General features: G+C 57.2%; 22 protein-coding genes. 7 read left to right on the top strand and 15 right to left on the bottom strand.

The genetic code is table 11. The features are described from left to right. Positions 1-29: 29 nt before the first annotated feature. Together MX657_RS11550 and MX657_RS11545 are read right to left on the bottom strand one after the other, a co-directional pair. Positions 30-824: a PhzF family phenazine biosynthesis protein gene (locus MX657_RS11550; RefSeq protein WP_119915628.1), complete on the bottom strand. Its 795-nt coding sequence runs from the start codon at positions 822-824 to the stop codon at positions 30-32. A gap of 26 nt (positions 825-850) precedes the next feature. Beyond that, positions 851-1639: a PhzF family phenazine biosynthesis protein gene (locus tag MX657_RS11545; RefSeq protein ID WP_333015825.1), complete on the bottom strand. Its 789-nt coding sequence runs from the start codon at positions 1637-1639 to the stop codon at positions 851-853. Between the two features lie 177 nt (positions 1640-1816). Here MX657_RS11545 and MX657_RS11540 point away from each other — a divergent pair, with 177 nt between their 5' ends. After that, on the top strand, positions 1817-3013 hold the full coding sequence (locus tag MX657_RS11540; RefSeq protein WP_346805821.1) for a sugar transporter: 1197 nt from the start codon (positions 1817-1819) through the stop codon (positions 3011-3013). Between the two features lie 44 nt (positions 3014-3057). On the opposite strand, the gene MX657_RS11535 is transcribed toward MX657_RS11540, so the two are convergent. Next, positions 3058-3723, bottom strand: a complete 666-nt coding sequence (locus tag MX657_RS11535; protein WP_041909999.1) for a MarC family NAAT transporter — start codon at positions 3721-3723, stop codon at positions 3058-3060. Positions 3724-3979: 256 nt separating this feature from the next. Between MX657_RS11535 and marR the strand changes: the two genes are divergently transcribed. The 3 genes from marR to marB are packed head-to-tail and all read left to right on the top strand — an operon-like array spanning position 3980 to position 5066. Then, complete coding sequence (gene marR / locus MX657_RS11530) at positions 3980-4414, top strand: multiple antibiotic resistance transcriptional regulator MarR (protein ID WP_080327098.1); 435 nt, start codon at positions 3980-3982, stop codon at positions 4412-4414. Between the two features lie 20 nt (positions 4415-4434). Then, positions 4435-4815 carry an MDR efflux pump AcrAB transcriptional activator MarA gene (gene marA, locus MX657_RS11525; RefSeq protein WP_008502237.1) on the top strand — a complete coding sequence of 127 codons (381 nt, stop codon included), beginning with the start codon at positions 4435-4437 and terminating at the stop codon, positions 4813-4815. 32 nt (positions 4816-4847) lie between these two features. Then, complete coding sequence (marB, locus tag MX657_RS11520) at positions 4848-5066, top strand: multiple antibiotic resistance protein MarB (protein ID WP_119915625.1); 219 nt, start codon at positions 4848-4850, stop codon at positions 5064-5066. Between the two features lie 38 nt (positions 5067-5104). Here marB and eamA read toward each other — a convergent pair whose 3' ends face one another. Continuing rightward, positions 5105-6004: an O-acetylserine/cysteine exporter gene (gene eamA, locus MX657_RS11515; RefSeq protein WP_119915624.1), complete on the bottom strand. Its 900-nt coding sequence runs from the start codon at positions 6002-6004 to the stop codon at positions 5105-5107. Positions 6005-6201: 197 nt separating this feature from the next. Between eamA and ydeE the strand changes: the two genes are divergently transcribed. After that, the gene (gene ydeE / locus MX657_RS11510) at positions 6202-7419 is read left to right on the top strand and encodes an efflux MFS transporter YdeE (protein ID WP_346805820.1); all 1218 of its coding nucleotides are present in this window, start codon (positions 6202-6204) and stop codon (positions 7417-7419) included. A 46-nt stretch (positions 7420-7465) separates the two neighbouring features. Here the strand turns inward: ydeE and zinT are convergent, their stop codons facing one another. The 8 genes from zinT to MX657_RS11470 form a co-directional block, all read right to left on the bottom strand. Continuing rightward, entirely contained in the window at positions 7466-8107 is a 642-nt protein-coding gene (zinT, locus tag MX657_RS11505) for a metal-binding protein ZinT (protein WP_346805819.1), read from the bottom strand. A 53-nt stretch (positions 8108-8160) separates the two neighbouring features. Then, positions 8161-8859, bottom strand: a complete 699-nt coding sequence (gene urtE, locus MX657_RS11500) for an urea ABC transporter ATP-binding subunit UrtE (RefSeq protein ID WP_219367241.1) — start codon at positions 8857-8859, stop codon at positions 8161-8163. 9 nt (positions 8860-8868) lie between these two features. Then, positions 8869-9666, bottom strand: a complete 798-nt coding sequence (gene urtD / locus MX657_RS11495; RefSeq protein WP_346805818.1) for an urea ABC transporter ATP-binding protein UrtD — start codon at positions 9664-9666, stop codon at positions 8869-8871. Then, positions 9666-10739, bottom strand: a complete 1074-nt coding sequence (gene urtC / locus MX657_RS11490) for an urea ABC transporter permease subunit UrtC (protein ID WP_346805817.1) — start codon at positions 10737-10739, stop codon at positions 9666-9668. Before urtC ends, urtD begins: the two co-directional genes overlap by 1 nt. Further along, entirely contained in the window at positions 10739-12313 is a 1575-nt protein-coding gene (gene urtB, locus MX657_RS11485) for an urea ABC transporter permease subunit UrtB (protein ID WP_346805816.1), read from the bottom strand. Before urtB ends, urtC begins: the two co-directional genes overlap by 1 nt. A 24-nt stretch (positions 12314-12337) precedes the next feature. Continuing rightward, positions 12338-13609 carry an urea ABC transporter substrate-binding protein gene (urtA, locus tag MX657_RS11480; RefSeq protein ID WP_028013130.1) on the bottom strand — a complete coding sequence of 424 codons (1272 nt, stop codon included), beginning with the start codon at positions 13607-13609 and terminating at the stop codon, positions 12338-12340. 202 nt (positions 13610-13811) lie between these two features. After that, positions 13812-14915, bottom strand: a complete 1104-nt coding sequence (locus MX657_RS11475; protein ID WP_041910011.1) for a cobalamin-independent methionine synthase II family protein — start codon at positions 14913-14915, stop codon at positions 13812-13814. Between the two features lie 155 nt (positions 14916-15070). Further along, positions 15071-15484, bottom strand: coding sequence for a rhodanese-like domain-containing protein (locus MX657_RS11470; RefSeq protein ID WP_080327108.1), 414 nt, complete (start codon positions 15482-15484; stop codon positions 15071-15073). A gap of 73 nt (positions 15485-15557) precedes the next feature. On the opposite strand from MX657_RS11470, the gene ftrA reads away from it, so the two are divergent. After that, positions 15558-16565: a transcriptional regulator FtrA gene (gene ftrA / locus MX657_RS11465; protein WP_346805814.1), complete on the top strand. Its 1008-nt coding sequence runs from the start codon at positions 15558-15560 to the stop codon at positions 16563-16565. 155 nt (positions 16566-16720) lie between these two features. On the opposite strand, the gene MX657_RS11460 is transcribed toward ftrA, so the two are convergent. Continuing rightward, complete coding sequence (locus tag MX657_RS11460) at positions 16721-17083, bottom strand: hypothetical protein (protein WP_119915615.1); 363 nt, start codon at positions 17081-17083, stop codon at positions 16721-16723. A 242-nt stretch (positions 17084-17325) separates the two neighbouring features. On the opposite strand from MX657_RS11460, the gene MX657_RS11455 reads away from it, so the two are divergent. Next, positions 17326-17556 (top strand): DUF2554 family protein, encoded by a 231-nt coding sequence (locus tag MX657_RS11455; protein ID WP_080327111.1) that lies wholly within the window; start codon positions 17326-17328, stop codon positions 17554-17556. Here the strand turns inward: MX657_RS11455 and MX657_RS11450 are convergent, their stop codons facing one another. After that, a complete protein-coding gene (locus MX657_RS11450) occupies positions 17557-19521 on the bottom strand; it encodes a peptidase U32 family protein (protein ID WP_080327112.1) in 1965 nt (654 codons plus the stop codon). 80 nt (positions 19522-19601) lie between these two features. Beyond that, positions 19602-20129: a helix-turn-helix domain-containing protein gene (locus MX657_RS11445; RefSeq protein ID WP_346805813.1), complete on the bottom strand. Its 528-nt coding sequence runs from the start codon at positions 20127-20129 to the stop codon at positions 19602-19604. Positions 20130-20166 lie beyond the last annotated feature (37 nt).

The following is a 20166-nucleotide window of genomic DNA, read 5'->3' as shown; positions in this document are numbered from 1 at the left end:
TCATAGTATTAACTTATAGCGCTGTCCGGCTAGCGTAAGAAGATACGTCCTTTCAGATACAGCGTGGCCTGGCCGCCAATCAGCACGCGGTCGCCCTTCAGTTCACAGCGAAGATCCCCGCCGCGGTACGACACCTGGCGGGCGTTGAGCGACGTCTTACCCAGCCTTTCACTCCAGTAGGGGATCAGCATGCTGTGCGTGGACCCGGTAACCGGATCTTCCGGCACCCCTTCGCCCGGGCAGAAGAAGCGGCTGACGAAGTCATATTCCCCCTCGCCCGGCGCGGTCACGCAGACCATTTTGTCCAGCGGAACCATCGCGCCAATATCCGGCGTTAACGCCTCCACCTGCTGCTGGCTCTCCAGCACGACCATGTAGTCTCGCCCGACGCGCACCTCTTTTGCCTCCGGGATGCCCAGCGCGCTAAACAGCGCTGCCGGTGGGTTATCGACCGCCTCCGTTGACCACGCGGGAAAGTTCAGCGTCAGCCAGTCGCCGCTGCGTTTGACCGTCAGCTCGCCGACAAAGCGGGTGCTAAAGCGAATTTCCGTATGCGGATAATCCAGATATTCAAAAATGACGTGTGATGCCGCAAGGGTCGCATGGCCGCAGAGGTTAATTTCATGCAGCGTGGTGAACCAGCGCAGCTCAAACCCGCTGTCGGTGCGCACGAAAAAGGCGGTTTCCGACTGGTTATGCTGCTGCGCCATTTTGAGCAGCGTCTCGTCAGGCAACCATTCTTCCAGAGGACATACCGCCGCAGCGTTGCCGCCAAAAGTTTTGTCGCTGAAGGCATCCACCAGATAAAAATCAATTTCCCGCATTGTCTCTTCCTCTCTTGTTATGGTTTTTAGCGCAAATAGACGGAGCCTTTCAGATAGCATGAGGCCTGGCCGCTCATCAGGACGCGTTCCCCCCGCAGCTCGCAGCGCACGTCACCGCCGCGTGCTGATACCTGGCGGGCAAACATCGTCGCTTTACCGAGCTTTTCGCTCCAGTAGGGGATCAGCATCGTATGTGCGGATCCGGTCACCGGATCTTCCGGAACGGAAACGCCCGGCGAGAAGAAGCGGCTGACAAAGTCATATTCCCCCTCTCCTCGCGCCGTCACGCTCACTTTATGCTCGCCCGGCGTCATCGCCGACAGGTTCGGCTCAAGAGCTTCCACCTGCTGGCGGTTCTCCAGAACGATAACCCACGCACGCCCTTTGCGCGCGTCAACGTAGCGCTGGATACCGAGCGCCGACAACATCTCCGGCGGCGGCGTTTCCTCCCGGGTGGGGCTAGCCGGGAAGTCAAGCGTCATCCACTCTCCCTCCCGGCTGACCGTCAGGCGGCCAGACGCGGTATCAAAGTGGATCCGCGAGTCGGGATAATCCAGTTCATTAAACAGGACGTACGCGGCGGCCAGCGTCGCATGTCCGCAGAGATTGACTTCGGCGAGCGTGGTAAACCAGCGTAGCTCAATGCCACCCTTAGTGCAGACGAAAAATGCGGTTTCTGACTGATTATGCTGCTGCGCCATTTTCAGTAACGTTTCATCCGGCAGCCATTCGTTCAGCGGGCACACCGCAGCCGGATTGCCGCCGAACGAGGTATCGCTGAACGCATCTACCAGATAAAAATCAATCTCCTGCATTGTCTTACCGCCTGTTTTTGCTGTGTTGTACTTTTATATTCAATGAAAACAACGTCCCCGGCTACCGCTTTCATAAGGTAAATATTGAGATCTGCGTCACATAATGGTTGAGTTTTCGCCGCATGACGTTTTAAGATCGCTTTCTCGTCTTTTCAGCAACGAATCTCCGACATCCCTATGACAACGAACACAGTTTCCCGCAGGGTCGCGTGGCTACGCGTGGTCACGCTGGCCATTGCCGCGTTTATTTTTAACACCACAGAATTTGTTCCGGTTGGGCTGTTGTCTGACATCGCCGACAGTTTCCAGATGGAAACGGCGCAGGTGGGGATTATGTTAACCATCTACGCCTGGGTGGTGGCGCTGATGTCGCTGCCGTTTATGCTGCTGACCAGCCAGATGGAGCGGCGCAGGCTGCTGATCGGACTGTTTGTCCTGTTCATCGCCAGCCATGTGCTGTCGTTTATGGCGTGGAACTTTACGGTGCTGGTCATAAGCCGCATCGGGATTGCTTTTGCCCACGCGGTGTTCTGGTCGATCACGGCGTCGCTGGCTATTCGACTCGCCCCGGCGGGTAAACGCGCCCAGGCCTTAAGCCTGATCGCCACCGGTACCGCGCTGGCGATGGTGCTGGGTCTGCCGATTGGTCGCATCGTGGGGCAGTACTTCGGCTGGCGTACCACCTTCTTTGCCATCGGCATGGGCGCGCTGGTGACGCTGGTGTGTCTGATTAAGCTGCTGCCCGCGCTGCCAAGCGAACACTCCGGCTCGCTGAAAAGCCTTCCACTGTTGATGCGTCGCCCGGCATTGATGAGTATCTACCTGCTTACGGTTATCGTGGTCACCGCGCATTACACGGCGTACAGCTACATTGAACCGTTTGTGCAGGTCGTCGCGGGCTTTAGCGCTAACTTTGCCACTCTCCTGCTGCTTATCCTCGGCGGCGCGGGCATTATTGGCAGCGTGCTGTTTGGCAAGCTCGGCAACCAGCATGCCTCCACGCTGGTGAGCAGCGCCATCGGTCTGCTGCTGGCGTGTCTGGTGCTGCTGTTACCTGCATCAGGCAGCGAAAGCCAGTTGGCGATCCTGAGCCTGTTCTGGGGCGTGGCGATCATGATTATTGGTCTCGGCATGCAGGTGAAAGTCCTGGCCCTGGCGCCGGATGCCACGGACGTGGCGATGTCGCTGTTCTCGGGGATCTTTAATCTTGGGATTGGCGCGGGGGCGCTGGTGGGCAATCAGATTAGCCTGCACGTATCGATGTCGGCGATTGGCTATCTGGGGGCGATTCCGGCCCTGGTGGCGCTGATCTGGTCGGTACTCATCTTCCGCAAGTGGCCGGTGGCGCTGGAGGAACAGGGGCAGCATGGATGACGTGTGTTTGTGCCGGGTAAGCGCAGCGCCACCCGGCAATCACATCAATGATAAGTCTTAATTATCTCCAGCACGCCGTTAATAATAAACTGCACGCCCATACAGACCAGTAAGAAGCCCATCAGACGGGAAATCGCCTCGATACCGCCCTTGCCCACCCAGCGCATGATCGCACCGGAACTGCGCAGCGATGCCCACACGATAACCCCGATAAGCGCGAAAATCAGCGGTGGCGCAACGGTCAGTACCCAGTCCGGGAAGGTGGAGCTGTCGCGCACCGTCGACGCGGAACTGATGATCATCGCGATAGTACCCGGCCCGGCCGTGCTCGGCATGGCCAGCGGTACAAAAGCAATATTCGCGCTCGGTTCGGACTCCAGCTCTTCGGATTTGCTGGTCGCCTCGGGAGACTCGTGCGCTTTTTGCGCCGGGAACAGCATGCGGAAGCCGATAAACGCCACGATCAACCCTCCGGCAATACGCAGCCCGGGAATTGAAATCCCGAAGGTGTTCATCACCAGCTGTCCGGCGTAGTAGGCCACCATCATAATGGCAAATACATACACCGAAGCCATCATCGACTGGTGGTTGCGCTCGGCGCTGTTCATATTCCCTGCGAGCCCCAGGAACAGCGCCACCGTCGTTAACGGGTTAGCCAACGGCAGCAGTACCACCAGTCCGAGACCAATTGCTTTAATCAAATCCAACATAGTGCGTCGTTGTCCTTATCCACATTTAACATCGCAATTATAGGGTGAAAGTGTGACGTTCAGCCATCGGCGCAACGTAACGATTGTTTTCCTCCGGGAACGATACCCGTTTGTTATCTTCCTGATTTGAAAGGTTGCAAAATTCGTTCATGAAACGTTTTAGCAATTCGTGGCATCGGCTGATTCATTCAGTTGACTTATACTTGCCTGAGCAATAATATCTGCCGTGATTAAACTACTTGCCAGGGCAACCATTGTGAAAAGCACCAGTGATATCTTTAACGACGTTGTTCCGCTGGGTCGTCTTATTCATATGGTTAATCAGAAAAAAGACCGCCTGCTCAATGACTATCTGTCACCGCTGGATATCACCGCAACACAGTTCAAAGTGCTGTGTTCCATTCGCTGCGAAGGGTGTATCACGCCGGTTGAGCTGAAAAAGGTACTCTCTGTCGATCTGGGTGCGTTAACCCGCATGCTCGATCGTCTCGTCTGCAAAGGATGGGTAGAACGAAGCCCTAACCCGAATGACAAACGCGGCGTACTGGTCAGGCTGACCAGCGATGGCGCGGACATGTGTGAACAATGTCATCAATTAGTAGGACAAACACTGCATCAGGAACTAACAAAAAACTTAACGGCAGATGAAGTGGCAACCCTTGAGCTCTTGCTGAAGAAAATACTGCCGTAAACAGAAAAAGAGGTATGACGATGTCCAGACGCAATACTGACGCTATCACTATTCATAGCATTTTGGACTGGATCGAAGATAACCTGGAATCGCCGCTCTCCCTTGAAAAAGTGTCAGAGCGTTCAGGTTACTCCAAATGGCACCTGCAACGGATGTTCAAAAAAGAGACCGGCCATTCATTAGGTCAATATATTCGCAGCCGCAAGCTGACGGAAATTGCCCAGAAACTGAAAGAAAGCAATGAGCCGATCCTTTATCTGGCGGAGCGCTACGGGTTTGAATCACAACAGACCCTCACGCGAACGTTCAAGAACTATTTTGACGTGCCGCCTCATAAGTACCGAATCACCAGCGTGCCGGGTGAATCCCGATACCTGTATCCGTTAAAACACTGTAGTTAATTATCGCCTGTAAAGACGTAACCGAGGAAAAAATGAAAGTTACCGCCTCCGCCGCCCTCGCCTTGCTGGTGCTGTTTTCCAGCCAGACCTTCGCGGAGCAAACCCCAGGTGCAACGCAGCAAAATAATCGCGATACGATGATTTTGCCGTCAGCACATGACCAGTCACCTTACGATTTCAACCACATGGGTGCTGGTAGCGACAAATCCGACGAATTAGGCGTGCCTTATTATCACGCGCACGGCCTCTGATTCGTTTTTGCCCCGCAGCCGCGGGGCTTTTTTATGCCCTATCCTCTTACCCGCGCCGTTCGGCGTACCCGCAGGCCAAATACGTTGATGTACAGCCCGGCCATGATCAGCACGGCACCGAGCAGCTGCAGCGCGCTCAGCGTTTCATCCAGCAGTATCGCCGCACTGGCAAGCCCTACTACCGGAACCAGCAAAGACAGCGGCGCCACGCGCCAGGTCTCATAGCGCCCCAGCAGCGAGCCCCAGATCCCGTAACCCACGATGGTGGCGACAAACGCAAGATAGATAAGAGAAAGGATCGTGGTCAGATCGATGTCGACCAGGCTTTTCAGCATCACCTCCGGGCCATCCAGAATAAACGACGCCGCCAGAAACGGGATTATCGGGATCAGCGCGCTCCAGACCACCAGCGACATCACCTGCGGTCTCGCCTCGTGCTGCATAATCAGCTTGTTGAAAATGTTGCCGCACGCCCAGCTCAGCCCCGCCGCCAGCGTGAGCATAAACCCAAGCAGCGCCACATCCTGACCGTTCAGGCTGGCTTCAATCAGCACCAGCACGCCAAACACCGCGAGCGTGATCCCCGCCAGCTGTTTACCCTGTAAACGTTCGCCAAAAACGAACGCGCCGAGAATGATGGTAAAGAACGCCTGCGCCTGCAGTACCAGCGAGGCAAGACCGGCCGGCATACCGAACTTGATGGCGCAGAAGAGAAACGCGAACTGGCCAAAGCTGATGGTCAGGCCATAGCCCAGCAGGAGTTTCAACGGGATTTTCGGACGGGCGACGAAAAAGAGCGCCGGGAACGCCACCAGCATAAAACGCAAACCGGCCAGCATCAGCGGAGGCATGTTGTGCAACCCCAGCTTGATGACCACAAAATTGAGCCCCCACACCACGACCACCAGCAACGCCAGCAGTCCGTCTTTACGCGTCATACCCTGCCCCTGAATTATTAATAATTTGTTAACACTTCAAGGTAACAGAAAAAAGTGTGCCGCGAGAAGATCATTATTTCTGGCAGGCAGCTGAAGCACTTAGGGATAAATTGGGCGCTATACAAGCCCCTTATGTCATGGTAATCCTTTTAACACACGTCTAAAAAAAAAAGCATAAGCAACCGTCGGGCAGGAATATGAAACCATCTCTCAGGCGCTCAACCGCAGCGCTGCTGGCATCGTCATTGTTATTAACCATCGGTCGGGGGGCAACGCTGCCGTTCATGACCATTTATCTCACGCGCGTGTTTAACATGAGCGTCGAGAATATTGGTTATGCCCTGACGATTGCGCTGACCGTTGGCGTGGTGTTCAGCCTGGGATTTGGCATTCTGGCCGATAAGTTTGATAAGAAACGCTACATGCTGATCGCGATCGTGGCTTTTATCGCCGGGTTTGTCGCGATCCCGCTGGCGGATAACGTCACGCTGGTGGTGCTGTTCTTTTCCCTGATCAACTGCGCCTATTCCGTCTTTTCGACGGTGCTGAAAGCCTGGTTCTCGGATGTGCTGACCTCAAGCCAGAAAGCGCGCGTCTTCTCGCTGAACTACAGCTTCCTGAACATTGGCTGGACGATCGGGCCGCCGATTGGCACCCTGCTGGTGATGTACAGCCTGCAGCTGCCGTTCTGGCTGGCGGCCTTCTGCGCCGCGCTGCCGCTCGGGTTTATTCATTTTTTCGTGCAAAAAAGCGTCGCGCTGGATACCGCCGAAGAGAAAATGCCCTGGCAGCCGTCGGTGCTCCTGAAAGACCGCGCCCTGTTCTGGTTCACCCTCTCCGGCCTGCTCGCGTCTTACGTGGGCGGATCGTTCGCCAGCTGCATTTCGCAGTACGTGCTGGCCGCCAATGCCGACAGCGATTTTGCCCAGAAGGTGGTCGCCGTGGTGCTGCCCGTGAACGCCGCCGTGGTGGTGACGCTGCAGTACGCGCTGGGGCGCAAGATCTCCGCCAGCAATATTCGGCCTTTAATGACCGCCGCCACGCTGTTTTTTGTCCTGGGGCTGGGGGGCTTTATGCTCTCCGGTGAGAATCTGATTTACTGGGGCATCGCCGCCGCCATCTTTACGCTGGGTGAGATCATCTACGCACCGGGTGAATACATGCTGATCGACAACATCGCCCCGCCGGGGATGAAGGCGAGCTATTTTTCCGCGCAGGCGCTGGGCTGGCTCGGGGCGGCAGCAAACCCGATGATCACCGGCATTATCCTGACCAACCTGCCGCACTGGTCGCTGTTTGCGATCATGATGGTTGCCATCGTCATTGCCTGGCTGATGATTTTGCGGGGAATGAGCGTGAAAAGTGCAGATAGCGTGTCGGGTGGCGCTGCGCTTACCCGACCTACGAAACCCTAATCGTAGGCCGGATAAGGCTTAGCCGCCATCCGGCAAAAGCAACAGATCAGTGGTGCAGCATCTCCTCCACCACCTGCTCTTTGTACATCTCGTTTGGATAATAGGTCGGCCAGTTATCCATCTCTTTCAGCAGCGCCTCGTGGGAGGTGTTGCCCATAAAAATATGGAAGTGCGAAGAGGCTTTCGGCCCGATGATATGGTCGCTGAACTGCACGAACTTCGGCGCCTTGCTGTCGGCATCCTTACACTCAAACAGATAGCGAACGCCTTTTTTGCCCGATGCGTAGGTCAGAATTTTGTAACCGCTGTAAGCATACTGACAGCTGCTGACCGCCTTGCCTCTGTGGAATTCCATCACGTTATTTTCAATGCCGATGGCATCCACGTCCGTCGCATATCCCTTGCGGTAATACGCTTTCACCTCGTCAAAGGTTTTACTTTTATCCTTCTGCGCTTTCTGTTTAAAGACCGGATCCAGCGAACCGTCCAGCAGGAACGGATAGACCGACTGCCAGGTGCCGTCCCAGTCAGACAGCGCTCTGTCCTTTACGTCTTTATCCTCAAACACGCCGTTTGCCGCCTTCTGTTCCGCTTCGCTCATCTGATGGCCGTGCGAGTGAGCAAATAGCTGGCCGCTGACCAGCAGCGCCCCCAGAGTCATGGCAAATTTCCCAATATGTGCAGCCAAAGTAACGCCCTCATTCCGTTTTATAAGAATGATGGATGTTATATTATAACATTTCAGATCGCAACCAGCCCGCGCACGCCCTCCTGCTCCATATCTTCGCCCCGTCCGCGCTGGATGATGGTGCCGCGCGACATCAGCAAATAGCTGTCAGCCAGCTCGGCGGCAAAATCGTAAAACTGCTCGACCAGCAGGATCGCCATGTCGCCTCTGTTTGCCAGGGTACGGATCACCTGACCAATCTCTTTGATGACGGAAGGCTGTATGCCTTCGGTCGGTTCGTCGAGGATCAGCAGCTGCGGACGGCTCGCCAGCGCGCGACCAATAGCCAGCTGCTGCTGTTGCCCGCCGGAGAGATCGCCCCCGCGGCGGTGCTTCATCTCGTTAAGTACCGGAAACAGCTGCCAGATCTCATCCGGCACCTGCTTTGCCTCGCGGGCGGAAAAACGCGACAGCCCCAGCAGAAGGTTCTCTTCCACGGTCAGGCGCGGGAAAATCTCGCGGCCCTGCGGAACATACGCCACGCCAGACTGTACCCGCTGGTGCGGCCTGCTGTGGGTGATCGTTTTCCCCTGCCAGATGACCTCCCCGGTTTTCGCCGGGATCAGCCCCATCAGGCACTTCAGCAGCGTGGTTTTCCCGACGCCGTTGCGCCCCAGCAGACAGGTGACTTCACCGGTGGCGGCTTCAAAGCTCACGCCGCGCAGGATATGGCTGCCGCCGTAATACTGATTCAGTTCGTTAACCTGTAACATCATCGCTCCTTAGCGTCCCAGATAGACCTCAATCACCTGCTCGTTGGCCTGCACCTCGCGAAGCGAGCCTTCCGCCAGCACGCGTCCCTGATGCAGCACCGTGACGTGGTCGGCAATCGTTTCAACAAAGCCCATATCGTGCTCCACCACCATCAGGGAGTGCTTACCCGCCAGGGTTTTGAACAGCTCGGCGGTGTATTCCGTTTCAGCGTCGGTCATCCCGGCGGCGGGTTCATCCAGCAGCAGCAGATGCGGCTCCTGCACCAGCAGCATGCCGATCTCCAGAAACTGTTTCTGCCCGTGCGAAAGCAGCCCGGCGCGACGGTCCCGCTCGCTGCCAAGGCGCAGAAGAACCAGCATCTCGTCAATGCGGTCCCGCTGCTCGCCGTTGAGTTTTGCCCGCAGGCTTGCCCAGACGGATTTATCGGTTTTCATGGCGATCTCAAGGTTCTCCCACACCGTCAGCACTTCAAAGACCGTGGGCTTCTGGAATTTTCGACCAATCCCCTGACGGGCAATAGCCGCAGGCTCCAGCGCGGTCAGGTCGATAGACTGGTCGTAAATGGCTCTGCCGCTCTTTGGCCTCGTTTTGCCGGTAATCACATCCATCAGCGTGGTTTTACCGGCCCCGTTGGGCCCAATCACGCAGCGCAGCTCCCCCACGCCGATATTCAGCGAGAGATCGGTCAGCGCCTGAAATCCGTCAAAATTGACGTTTATGGCCTCAAGCTGAAGCACCGGGTCGGTCTGGTCCCGGTAGCGATCGCCGGGCAACTGGCGGGTAAATAACTCTTCCGATGGCTGCATTATTTATCCCCCTTACGCAACAGACCGTAGACGCCGCGCGGCAGGAACAACGTGACGGCGATAAAAATCAGCCCCAGAAACAGCTGCCAGTACTCCGGCATCGCGACGGTGAAGAAGCTCTTCGCCCCGTTCACCAGCGCCGCGCCAATCACCGGCCCGACCAGCGTGCCGCGTCCGCCCAGCGCCACCCAGATGGCGGCTTCTATCGAGTTGGTCGGCGACATCTCTCCGGGGTTAATAATGCCGACCTGCGGGACGTACAGCGCCCCCGCCAGGCCGCACAGCACTGCGGAGAGCGTCCACACCAGCAGCTTGAACCCGCGCGGATCGTACCCGCAGAACGTCAGGCGGTTTTCCGCGTCGCGAACGGCGGTCAGGATGCGGCCAAACTTGCTCTTCGCCATCGCAAATCCAGTACCCAACGCCAGAATGAGCAACAGCACCGTCGCCAGGAACAGCCCGATACGGGTGGTCGTTTCCGTCACCGAAAACCCGAGCAGCGTGGTGAAGCCGGTAAAGCCGTTATTGCCGCCAAAGCCGGTTTCGTTGCGAAAGAACAGCAGCATGCCCGCGTAGGTCAGCGCCTGGGTCATAATCGAGAAGTAAACTCCTTTGATCTTCGAGCGGAAGGCAAACCAGCCAAACACCAGCGCCAACAGGCCCGGCACCATCACAATCAGCACCAGCGCCCAGGCAAAATGCTGGGTGCCCCACCAGAACCACGGCAGCTCGCTCCAGGAAAGAAACGACATAAACGCGGGCAGGCCGTCGCCTGACGCCTGGCGCATCAGGTACATGCCCATCGCATAGCCGCCCAGGGCGAAGAAGATGCCGTGTCCAAGAGAGAGCATCCCGGCGTAGCCCCACACCAGATCCAGCGCCACCGCAACGACGGCATAGCAAAGGATCTTGCCGATAAGCGTCAGCATCCAGGTCGACAGCGCCAGCGGATGCGTCGCAGGCAGTAAGGCGAAAAACGGTATTATCAGCAGACACGCCACCAGCAGGCTGCCGGCAATCTGCGTTGTGCGCGGCGCTTTGCGCGCCAGCGTTAAGGTCAGCGGCTGGCTCATCAGTCAATCACCCTCCCTTTCAGCGCAAAGAGCCCCTGAGGGCGCTTCTGGATAAACAGCACGATCGCCACCAGAATCACGATCTTGCCCAGCACCGCCCCCATCTGCGGCTCGAGGATTTTATTGAAAATGCCCAGCCCGAACGCCGCGGCCACGCTGCCTGCCAGTTGACCTACGCCACCGAGAACGACCACGAGGAACGAGTCGATGATGTAACCCTGACCCAGCTCCGGCCCGACGTTACCCAACTGGGATAACGCCACGCCGCCTAACCCGGCAATCCCTGAGCCCAGCCCGAACGCCAGCATATCGACGCGACCTGTCGGTACCCCGCAGCAGGCGGCCATGCTGCGGTTCTGCGTCACCGCGCGCACGTTGAGCCCCAGACGGGTTTTATTCAGAATCAGCCAGGTAAAGAACAGCACCAGCAGCACGAAGCCCAGCACCACAATGCGGTTCCACGGCAGCGTCAGGTTGGCAAAAATCTGCACCCCGCCGGAGAGCCATGCCGGGTTCGCCACCTCCAGGTTCTGGGCGCCAAAGGTCATGCGCACCAGCTGGATAAGCATCAGGCTGATACCCCACGTCGCCAGCAGCGTTTCCAGCGGACGACCGTAGAGGTGACGGATCACGGTGCGCTCAAGCACCATTCCGATGCCCGCCGTCAGGCAGAACGCTACCGGCAGCGCGATAACGGGATAGAGCGCCAGCCACTGGGGCGCAAGCCCGGCCATCGCCTGCTGCACCATCCACGTGGCATACGCCCCCAGCATCAACATCTCGCCGTGCGCCATATTGATGACGCCGAGCAGACCGTAGGTGATGGCAAGCCCCAGCGCGGCCAGCAGCAGCACCGACCCCAGAGAAAGCCCCATAAACGCCTGACCCAGTAGATCGCCCCACATCAGGCGATGCGTAATCTGGTTAAGGCTCTCTTCTGCGGCCGCGCGAACGCTGGCGTCCGGCTCGGTCTGCGCCTGGGTAAAAGGAGTGAGTCTGGACTGCACGTCCGGATCGTCTGACTGGCCCAGCAGTTCGACGGCCCTGCGGCGCACCTCCGGCTGCGGGCTTGCCAGCTGGAGGTTTGCCACCGCCAGCAACAGCGCCTGACGCGCGACAGCGTCCGTCTCATCCCCAACGCGCTTTTCCAGAAAAGCGAGCATGTCGGGCTGGGCGTCGCGCTGGAGCTGACGCGCTGCCGCACGCCTTTCTGTGACACTGTCACTAACAAGCTGATGCGTGGCGATGGCCGTTGCAGCCAGCACGCGCAGCCGGTTCGTCAGGCGCACGGCTTTGGTTTGCCCTACGGTTGCCGTAGCGTCACCCAGCGAAACCATTTCACCGTTACGCTGCGTAAAGGCGTGCTTTTGGCTGTCGGTATACAGGTTTTCCTTTTGCAGGGACTGAAGCAGCGGAAGCCTGGCGGCATCCGGCGCAGCGGCCCACTGCGTGAGAAGTTCCGCCTGCTGGCCGCGGCTGGCGGCAACAAAGCGATCGGCATCCGATGCCTGCGCCATCCCTGGCAGCAGTCCGGAAAGCCATACAAGAGCGATGAACATGCGCATGGCGTTCATGACGTTTCTCCCTGCGGTGATGGCTTAATTGCTGGCGGTTTTCATCGGCTGGTCGGGCTTTTTATCGTTCCCGGCGATGAACGGGCTCCACGGCTGGGCGCGCACCGGCTGCTCCGTCTGCCAGACCACGTTGAACTGACCGTTGCCTTCGATTTCACCGATCATGACCGGCTTGTGCAAATGATGGTTGGTGGCATCCATGGTGAGCGTAAAGCCGGACGGCGCTTTAAACGACTGACCGGCCATCGCCGCGCGCACCTTATCCACGTCGGTGGTGCCCGCTTTTTCCACCGCCTGCGCCCACATATGGATACCCACATATGTGGCTTCCATTGGATCGTTTGTGACGACGGTATCGGCATTCGGCAGCTTGTGCGCCTTCGCATAGGCTTTGTAATCCGCCACAAATGCCTGGTTGGTTGGATTATCCACGGATTCAAAGTAGTTCCACGCCGCCAGGTTACCCACCAGCGGTTTGGTGTCGATCCCGCGCAGCTCTTCTTCGCCTACGGAGAACGCCACTACCGGCACGTCGGTGGCCTTCAGCCCCTGGTTAGCCAGCTCTTTGTAGAACGGCACGTTGGAGTCGCCGTTGATGGTCGATACCACGGCGGTTTTGCCGCCTGCTGAGAATTTCTTGATGCTGGCGACAATGGTCTGGTAGTCGCTATGGCCAAACGGGGTGTAAACCTCTTCGATGTCCTTATCCTCAACGCCTTTCGAATGCAGGAAGGCGCGCAGGATCTTGTTGGTGGTGCGCGGGTAAACGTAGTCGGTACCCAGCAGGAAGAAGCGCTTCGCCCCGCCGCCGTCCTCGCTCATCAGGTATTCCACCGCCGGGATGGCCTGCTGGTTCGGTGCCGCGCCGGTATAGAAGACGTTTGGCGACATCTCTTCGCCTTCATACTGCACCGGGTAGAACAGCAGACCGTTCAGCTCCTCGAACACCGGCAGCACGGATTTGCGCGAAACCGACGTCCAGCAGCCAAACACCACGGCGACTTTATCCTGGCTCAGCAGCTGGCGCGCCTTCTCGGCAAACAGCGGCCAGTTTGAGGCCGGATCCACCACCACCGGCTCCAGTTTTTTACCCAGCACGCCGCCTTTGGCGTTGATCTCGTCGATGGTCATCAGGGCGACGTCCTTCAGCGGGGTTTCAGAGATGGCCATCGTGCCGGACAGAGAGTGCATGATCCCCACTTTGATGGTGTCGGCCGCCTGCACGCCAAAACTCATTCCCATCGCCACGACGGACGCGGATAACGCAAAGGCTTTTAATAAGGTACGACGCTGCATATTTTCACTCCTGAAAAAGAACGCTGTGCGAAAACGTCCGTTATGGCATGGACGCGGAAATAAAGGTGTCAGCGAAGCAGGAGCAAAAAGGATGCCAGGATGAAAAACGCGCTATTGCAGGAGACAGGAGGCAGGATGTAAAGAGAACGACTCAGAATGGCACAGCGCTGCACTTTTATAATGCAGCGCTGAAGATGCGGTTTTACCAGACTTCGCTGGCGATCTGCGTCACCAGACGGACTTTATCCCACTGCTGGGACTCGCTCAGGCTGTTGCCCTCTTCGGTGGAGGCAAAGCCGCACTGCGGGCTGAGGCAGATCTGCTCTTTCGCCACGTATTTCGCCGCCTCTTCCAGACGGGCCTTCACGCCTTCCGGGTTCTCCAGCTCACCGTTTTTGGTGGTGATCAGGCCCAGCACCACCTGCTGCTTGCCCGGGCGAACGAAGCGCAGCGGCGCGAAATCCCCGCTGCGGTCGTTATCGTATTCGAGGAAGAAGGCGTCAACGTTGACCGTCCCGAACAGCACTTCCGCCACCGGCTCGTAGCCCCCTTCGGAAATCCAGGTGGAACGGAAGTTACCGCGACAGACGTGCAGCCCGATGGTCAAATCCTCCGGCTTGCCTTCCAGGGCCTTGTTCAGCACGCGGGCGTAGATTTGCGCCAGCTCATCGGCGTCGTCGCCGCGCTCGCGGATCTGACGGCGCTGGTCGTCCGAGCAGAGGTAGGCCCAGACGGTGTCGTCCAGCTGCAGATAACGGCAGCCCGCGTCGTAGAATGCCCGGATGGCGTCGCGCCAGGTGGTCGCCAGATCGTCGAAATAGTCGTTCAGATCCGGGTACACCGTCGCGTCGATGTCTTTGCGCCCGCCGCGGAAATGGAGCACGCTTGGGCTGGGAATGGTCATTTTCGGCTGAGCATTGCCGCTGATGCTTTTCAGATAGCGGAAGTCTTCCAGCATCGGATGGTCGCCAAAGCCCAGCTTGCCGGTCACGCGCACGCCGTGGGCTTTGGTTTGCACTCCGTTGAACTGAATGCCCTGCTGTGAATCGTAACGCTCAACGCCCTGCAGACCGTCGAAGAAATCGAAGTGCCACCACGCACGGCGGAATTCACCGTCGGTGACCACATGCAGGCCGCACGCGCACTGCTGCTCGACGACGTGGCGAATGGCCTCATCTTCTACCGCGCGAAGCTGTCCGGCATCAATCTCACCGCTGGCGAACTTCAGGCGAGCCTGCTTGATGGCGTCCGGGCGTAAAAAACTGCCGACTACATCGGCGCGGTATGGGGCGTGCTGTCGTTGCATGGAAATCTCCTCGTCTGCCGGTATTAATTGCCCGCAGTGATAATTCATCATTTGAATATTTAGACTTCTGGATGTCTAAATGTCCAAAAAAGATGTCATACCTCGTCGGCTCCGGCAAACGAGAAAATTTCACGGGTGTTGAAAAAAATTCATCTTCACAGTGCGGCAGCGGGCTCCTGGCTGGCAAACGCGTAGCGTTCATCTTCCCAGCCGGTGATGCCGCCGAGCATGATTTTCACCGGCAGACCGAGACGCGCCAACTTCAGCGCCGCCCTGTCCGCGCCGTTACAGTGTGGTCCCGCACAGTAAACGACGAACAGCGTCCCTTCCTGCCACCGGGACATCCGTTCAGCGGTTATCTGACTCCAGGGCATATGCAGCGCGCCCGGGACATGGCGACGGGCAAACTGCTCCGGGCTCCCCACCACGTGCAGCAACACGAAGTCCTGCTCATTATTGGCGATGGCATGATGCACGTCGGCACAGTCGGTTTCGACGCTTAGTCGACGCAGAAAATGGGTGACGGCTTCCTGCGGCTCGGCAGCCGGAAATTCAGTGACATAGCTCATGATCCTTCCTCATCTTTGGCGTTTGTGTTAACACTACTCTATCCACAAATTCGGTCCGTGAATGCGTTCGCTTATGCCAGAAAACAGCAAAAAGATGACAAACTTAAGACAAATTGCCCGCCCTGGCGTCGTCGTGCTTGCCTATGACGGGCTATGTACCTTTGAGTTTGGCGTGGCGGTTGAGATTTTTGGCCTGCCGCGTCCGGAGCTGGGCGACAACTGGTATCGTTTTGCAGTGGCGAGCGTGGATAGCGGAGAACTGCGGGCGACCGGCGGGATCCGCATCGTTACCGATGGCGATTTAAGCCTGCTTGAATCAGCGGATCTGATCGTGGTTCCCGGCTGGCGGGGGCTGGACTCACCGGTTCCTCCGGCGCTCTGCGAGGCGCTGCGCCAGGCCAGCGCGCGAGGATGTCAGCTGCTGTCCATCTGCTCGGGCGTGTTCGTACTGGCCGCTACGGGGCTGCTGAACGGCCGCAAAGCGACAACCCACTGGCGCTACATAGAGGCGCTGAAAACGAATTATCCCGAAATCCATGTGGTTGAAGACGTGCTCTACCAGGACGAGGGTGACATCCTGACGTCCGCAGGCAGCGCGGCGGGAATCGATCTCTGTCTGCACGTTGTACGTCGGGATTATGGCATGGAGACCGCCAACAGCGTGGCGCGCAGGCTGGTCATCCCCCCTCACCGGGACGGTTCACAGCCGCAACAGCTGAGCCGCCCGGTAGCGCAGCTGCGTGAAAGCCAGCGTCTGGGCCAGCTGTTTGATTTTCTGCACACGCACCTTGTCGAGCCGCACAGCGTCGACTCCCTGGCGCGTCGGGTCGGCATGAGCCAGCGCACCTTCCTGCGCCGCTTCGAGGCGGCAACGGGCACGACGCCCGCACGCTGGCTGCTCAATGAGCGCCTGCTAAGAGCAAAAGATTATCTGGAAAGCAGCCGTTTAAGCATCGACAGCATCGCCGAGCAGACCGGGTTTGGCCAGGCGTCGACGCTGCGCCATCATTTTCGTCAGCAGTTCGCGCTTTCTCCGGCTCAGTATCGTAAACAGTTTTCTCGTTCTGAGACGGCCCGCTAGCGGAAAAAAGGCAAAAAAAACCGCCATTATCTGGCGGTAAATGCTTGCATGGATAGATTTGTATTTTGGTCTCTACGTCCCCGACGCTCCATGGTCGGGCAGCGGATCCCCTACAAACTAACACTGATTATCTTAACGAAAGCTCAACAGACTTATTAACTCGCCCGGGTATTGATCTGTAAATAGCGCATCAGGCCCTGCTGAGCGCTCTGTTTAGCATCATCATTCAGGGCTTCGAGATAAAATGGTCGCGAAACACCATAAGGTGCTTTTTCAGAGGGATACACCGCAAACTGGAATGTTTTCCCCCCTGCCTGATGCGTGCAGTCTAATTCCCAGCGTTGTTCGTTTACTTTTTTGCTATTACAGGCTACGCGTCCATAGTCGCTGGTTAAATAGGAACCAACTCGGACTTTCGCGGACTGAATATATTCTGGTTCATCATTACCCATATAGCGAACCCCAGCCGTTGCCCCAACGGCCGCCACGAGGAGCGCAAGTGCGATTATTTTTTTCATTTATTAAGACTCATTCCTTAGCCAGAGAATCTCTATTATATAGGATTATCCTTAAAGTAAACGTCTGTTTGCGTACCAGAACAGGTAGTTTACACAGCGCGAGTCATATTTAGGATATTTCCTAAGAAAAAATCCAGACGCACATTATTTGACACTTTCTTTGCGCTAATTTGAATTATTGAATAATAACAAGAAGAAATAATCGGCATGATTATTCCGCGATATCATTCAGCGGTGAATCCATGTTTAAAAAAGGGTTATCTCTTATTATGCTTATTTGTGCGCTATTTTCAGGCCAGCTGATGGCCGGGCACAAAGGCCATGAATATATTTGGGTAAAGAATGTGGAGCATCAGCTGCGGCATGAGGCCGACAGCGACGAGCTACGCAGCGCGGCAGAAGAGTCAGCGGAGGGTTTGCGCGAACACCACCTGTGGCAGAAATCGCGCAAACCGGACACGCACGTAAGGTAATTAACTGCCCTTACGTTTCGGAAGGGTTTTCATCAGATCGTCCGGGCTCACGGACGCAACGATGCTGCCCGGCGGTGGCATTTTGAAAATGTGGTTCTTCATCTTGCCGATAACATGCATTTCGCAAGGACGACAGTCAAACTTCAGAGTCAGGACTTCGTCACCGTTGACCAGCTGCATGGGGGTTGCCTTCCAGCTTTTGATATTCCCTTTCGCCTGTTTCGGGCACAGGTTAAAAGCAAAACGCAGGCAGTGCTTGGTGATCATTACCGGCACATCGCCCTTCTCTTCATGCGCTTCATAGGCCGCGTCGATCAGCTGCACGCCATGGCGATGATAGAATTCACGCGCTTTATGGTTGTAAACGTTCGCCAGGAAGGATAAATGGGTGTCCGGGTACACGGGTGCAGGAACAGATTCGGCCTTACGGCTGCCGCGCGGATAGTGCGCCAGGCGTGCGGCATCCAGCATCTCTGCCGTTTCACGGCGGAACTGGTTAAGCAGGCTGTTCGGCACGAACAGCGCGTCCGGCAGATTAACCTCGATAGCGCGCGCGTAGTAAATCGTCTGACCCAGCTTCGCCACGCCGTCCTTGAGGCTGTTAAGCGCTTTTTCCGCGTTATTTGCCACCTCGAACTGGCCATCGAGCGTATGCGTTACGCTGATACCGTCTTCACAGGTCATGGTCAGGATCAGCTGCTCTTCCCAGCCGCCCAGCTCAATGTCCACCGCGATGCGACGCTCGCTGGAGGTTTTCAGCAATGCCTGCTGCCAGTTGTGATCCAGGTTACGGTTGAGCGGCGCGTTTGGTCGCGCTTTGTAGAGATCGGCAGGCATTTCATTCGGCCATACGCGGTAGCGATTCTCGCCGGTTTTTTCGACCGTGTTAGCGCGGAAACCCACGACTTCACGCTTGATCATCACGTTCAGGCCATCACCGTTTGCCAGCGGCTCCGTCACTTCGACGTCCAGATGATCTTTCGCCACTTTAAGCACTTCGCCGACCGGTAAACCGATAAACTTCGGTGAATCAAACGCGCCGATATCCCCTTTACGGGCATTCACGAAATAGTCCGTGCTGCCGCGGTGGAAGGTCTTGTCCGTCGACGGAATAAAGAAATGCTCGGTACGACCAGCCGAGGCGCGCGCCAGGTCTCCGCGATCGTCGATGATGGCATCCAGCATCTGGCGATAGTGCGCGGTGATGTTCTTCACGTAGCTCATGTCTTTGTAGCGCCCTTCAATTTTGAAGGAACGCACGCCTGCATCAATCAGCGCGCCCAGGTTGGCGGTCTGATCGTTATCCTTCATGGAGAGCAGGTGTTTCTCAAACGCCACCACGCGGCCCTGATCGTCTTTCAGGGTATACGGCAGACGGCAGGCCTGCGAGCAGTCGCCGCGGTTGGCGCTGCGCCCCGTCTGGGCGTGGGAAATGTTGCACTGACCAGAATAGGCCACGCACAGCGCGCCGTGGATAAAGAATTCAATCGTCGCGTCGGTGGCCTGGTGAATATCGCGGATCTGATTGAGGTTCAGCTCGCGCGCCAGAACGATCTGCGAAAAGCCCACATCGGAAAGAAACTTCGCCTTCTCAACCGTGCGAATATCGCACTGGGTGCTGGCATGGAGCTCGACAGGTGGAATATCCAGCTCCAGAACGCCCATGTCTTGAACAATCAGGGCATCGACGCCGGTCTGGTAGAGATCGGTAATCAGACGCTGCGCAGGTTCCAGCTCATCATCATGAAGAATGGTGTTCAGGGTTACGAACACTTTCGCCCCAAAACGGTGGGCGAACGGCACCAGTTCGGCAATATCGCGCAGGCTGTTGCTGGCGTTATGGCGGGCACCGAAGCCAGGGCCGCCGATGTAGACGGCGTCAGCGCCATGAAGGATCGCTTCACGGGCAATGGCGGCGTCGCGGGCCGGGCTTAAAAGTTCAAGATGATGGGATTGCAGGCGCATACTTCGTCGTTATCCGTTATGGTCAAAATGGCGGCTATTGTAGTCAGAAGTCTGCGCCAGCGAAACAGTTTTGCGTAGCGTCAGCGGGGATAATGGATCAGAGAGTGAAAATGCACCGGCCGGTCGCTGCTGTTGCGGTACGCGTGCGGTTTATCCCCGGCAAAACGGATGCCCGAATCGGCTGAAAGCGTCTGCCACTCGCCGTTAATGTTCATCCCCAGCTCGCCGCTGATGACCACCACATGTTCAATCACGCCCGCCTCGTGCGGCGTGGACTCACTCAGGGTACCAGGCGCCAGCGTGATGGAGAAATGATCGAACCGGAGCGTCTCATCCCAGGGAAAAAGCGGTTTCACCACCATCGCCTGCTGCTGAGGGTCAAAAACAGCCTGCCTGTCCGCCTCCGGCGTGATGAACGCAGAAAACGGAACGTTCAGCCCGGTGGCGATTTTCCACAGCGTTGATACCGTCGGGCTCGATTCATTACGTTCGATTTGCCCAAGCATCGCTTTTGAAACGCCCGTCTCGTCCGCCAGCTTCGACAAACTCCAGCCGCGCGCCTGACGCAGCGTTTTCAGCGTTGTTGCAAGATGTAGTGTGATGTCCATGTGCCCTCCTGATGGCTATCAGCATACCACTTGTACG

The organism is Enterobacter chuandaensis, assembly GCF_039718975.1.
GTDB classification, from domain to species: domain Bacteria; phylum Pseudomonadota; class Gammaproteobacteria; order Enterobacterales; family Enterobacteriaceae; genus Enterobacter; species Enterobacter chuandaensis.
This window is presented reverse-complemented; position numbering and strand designations above follow the sequence as displayed.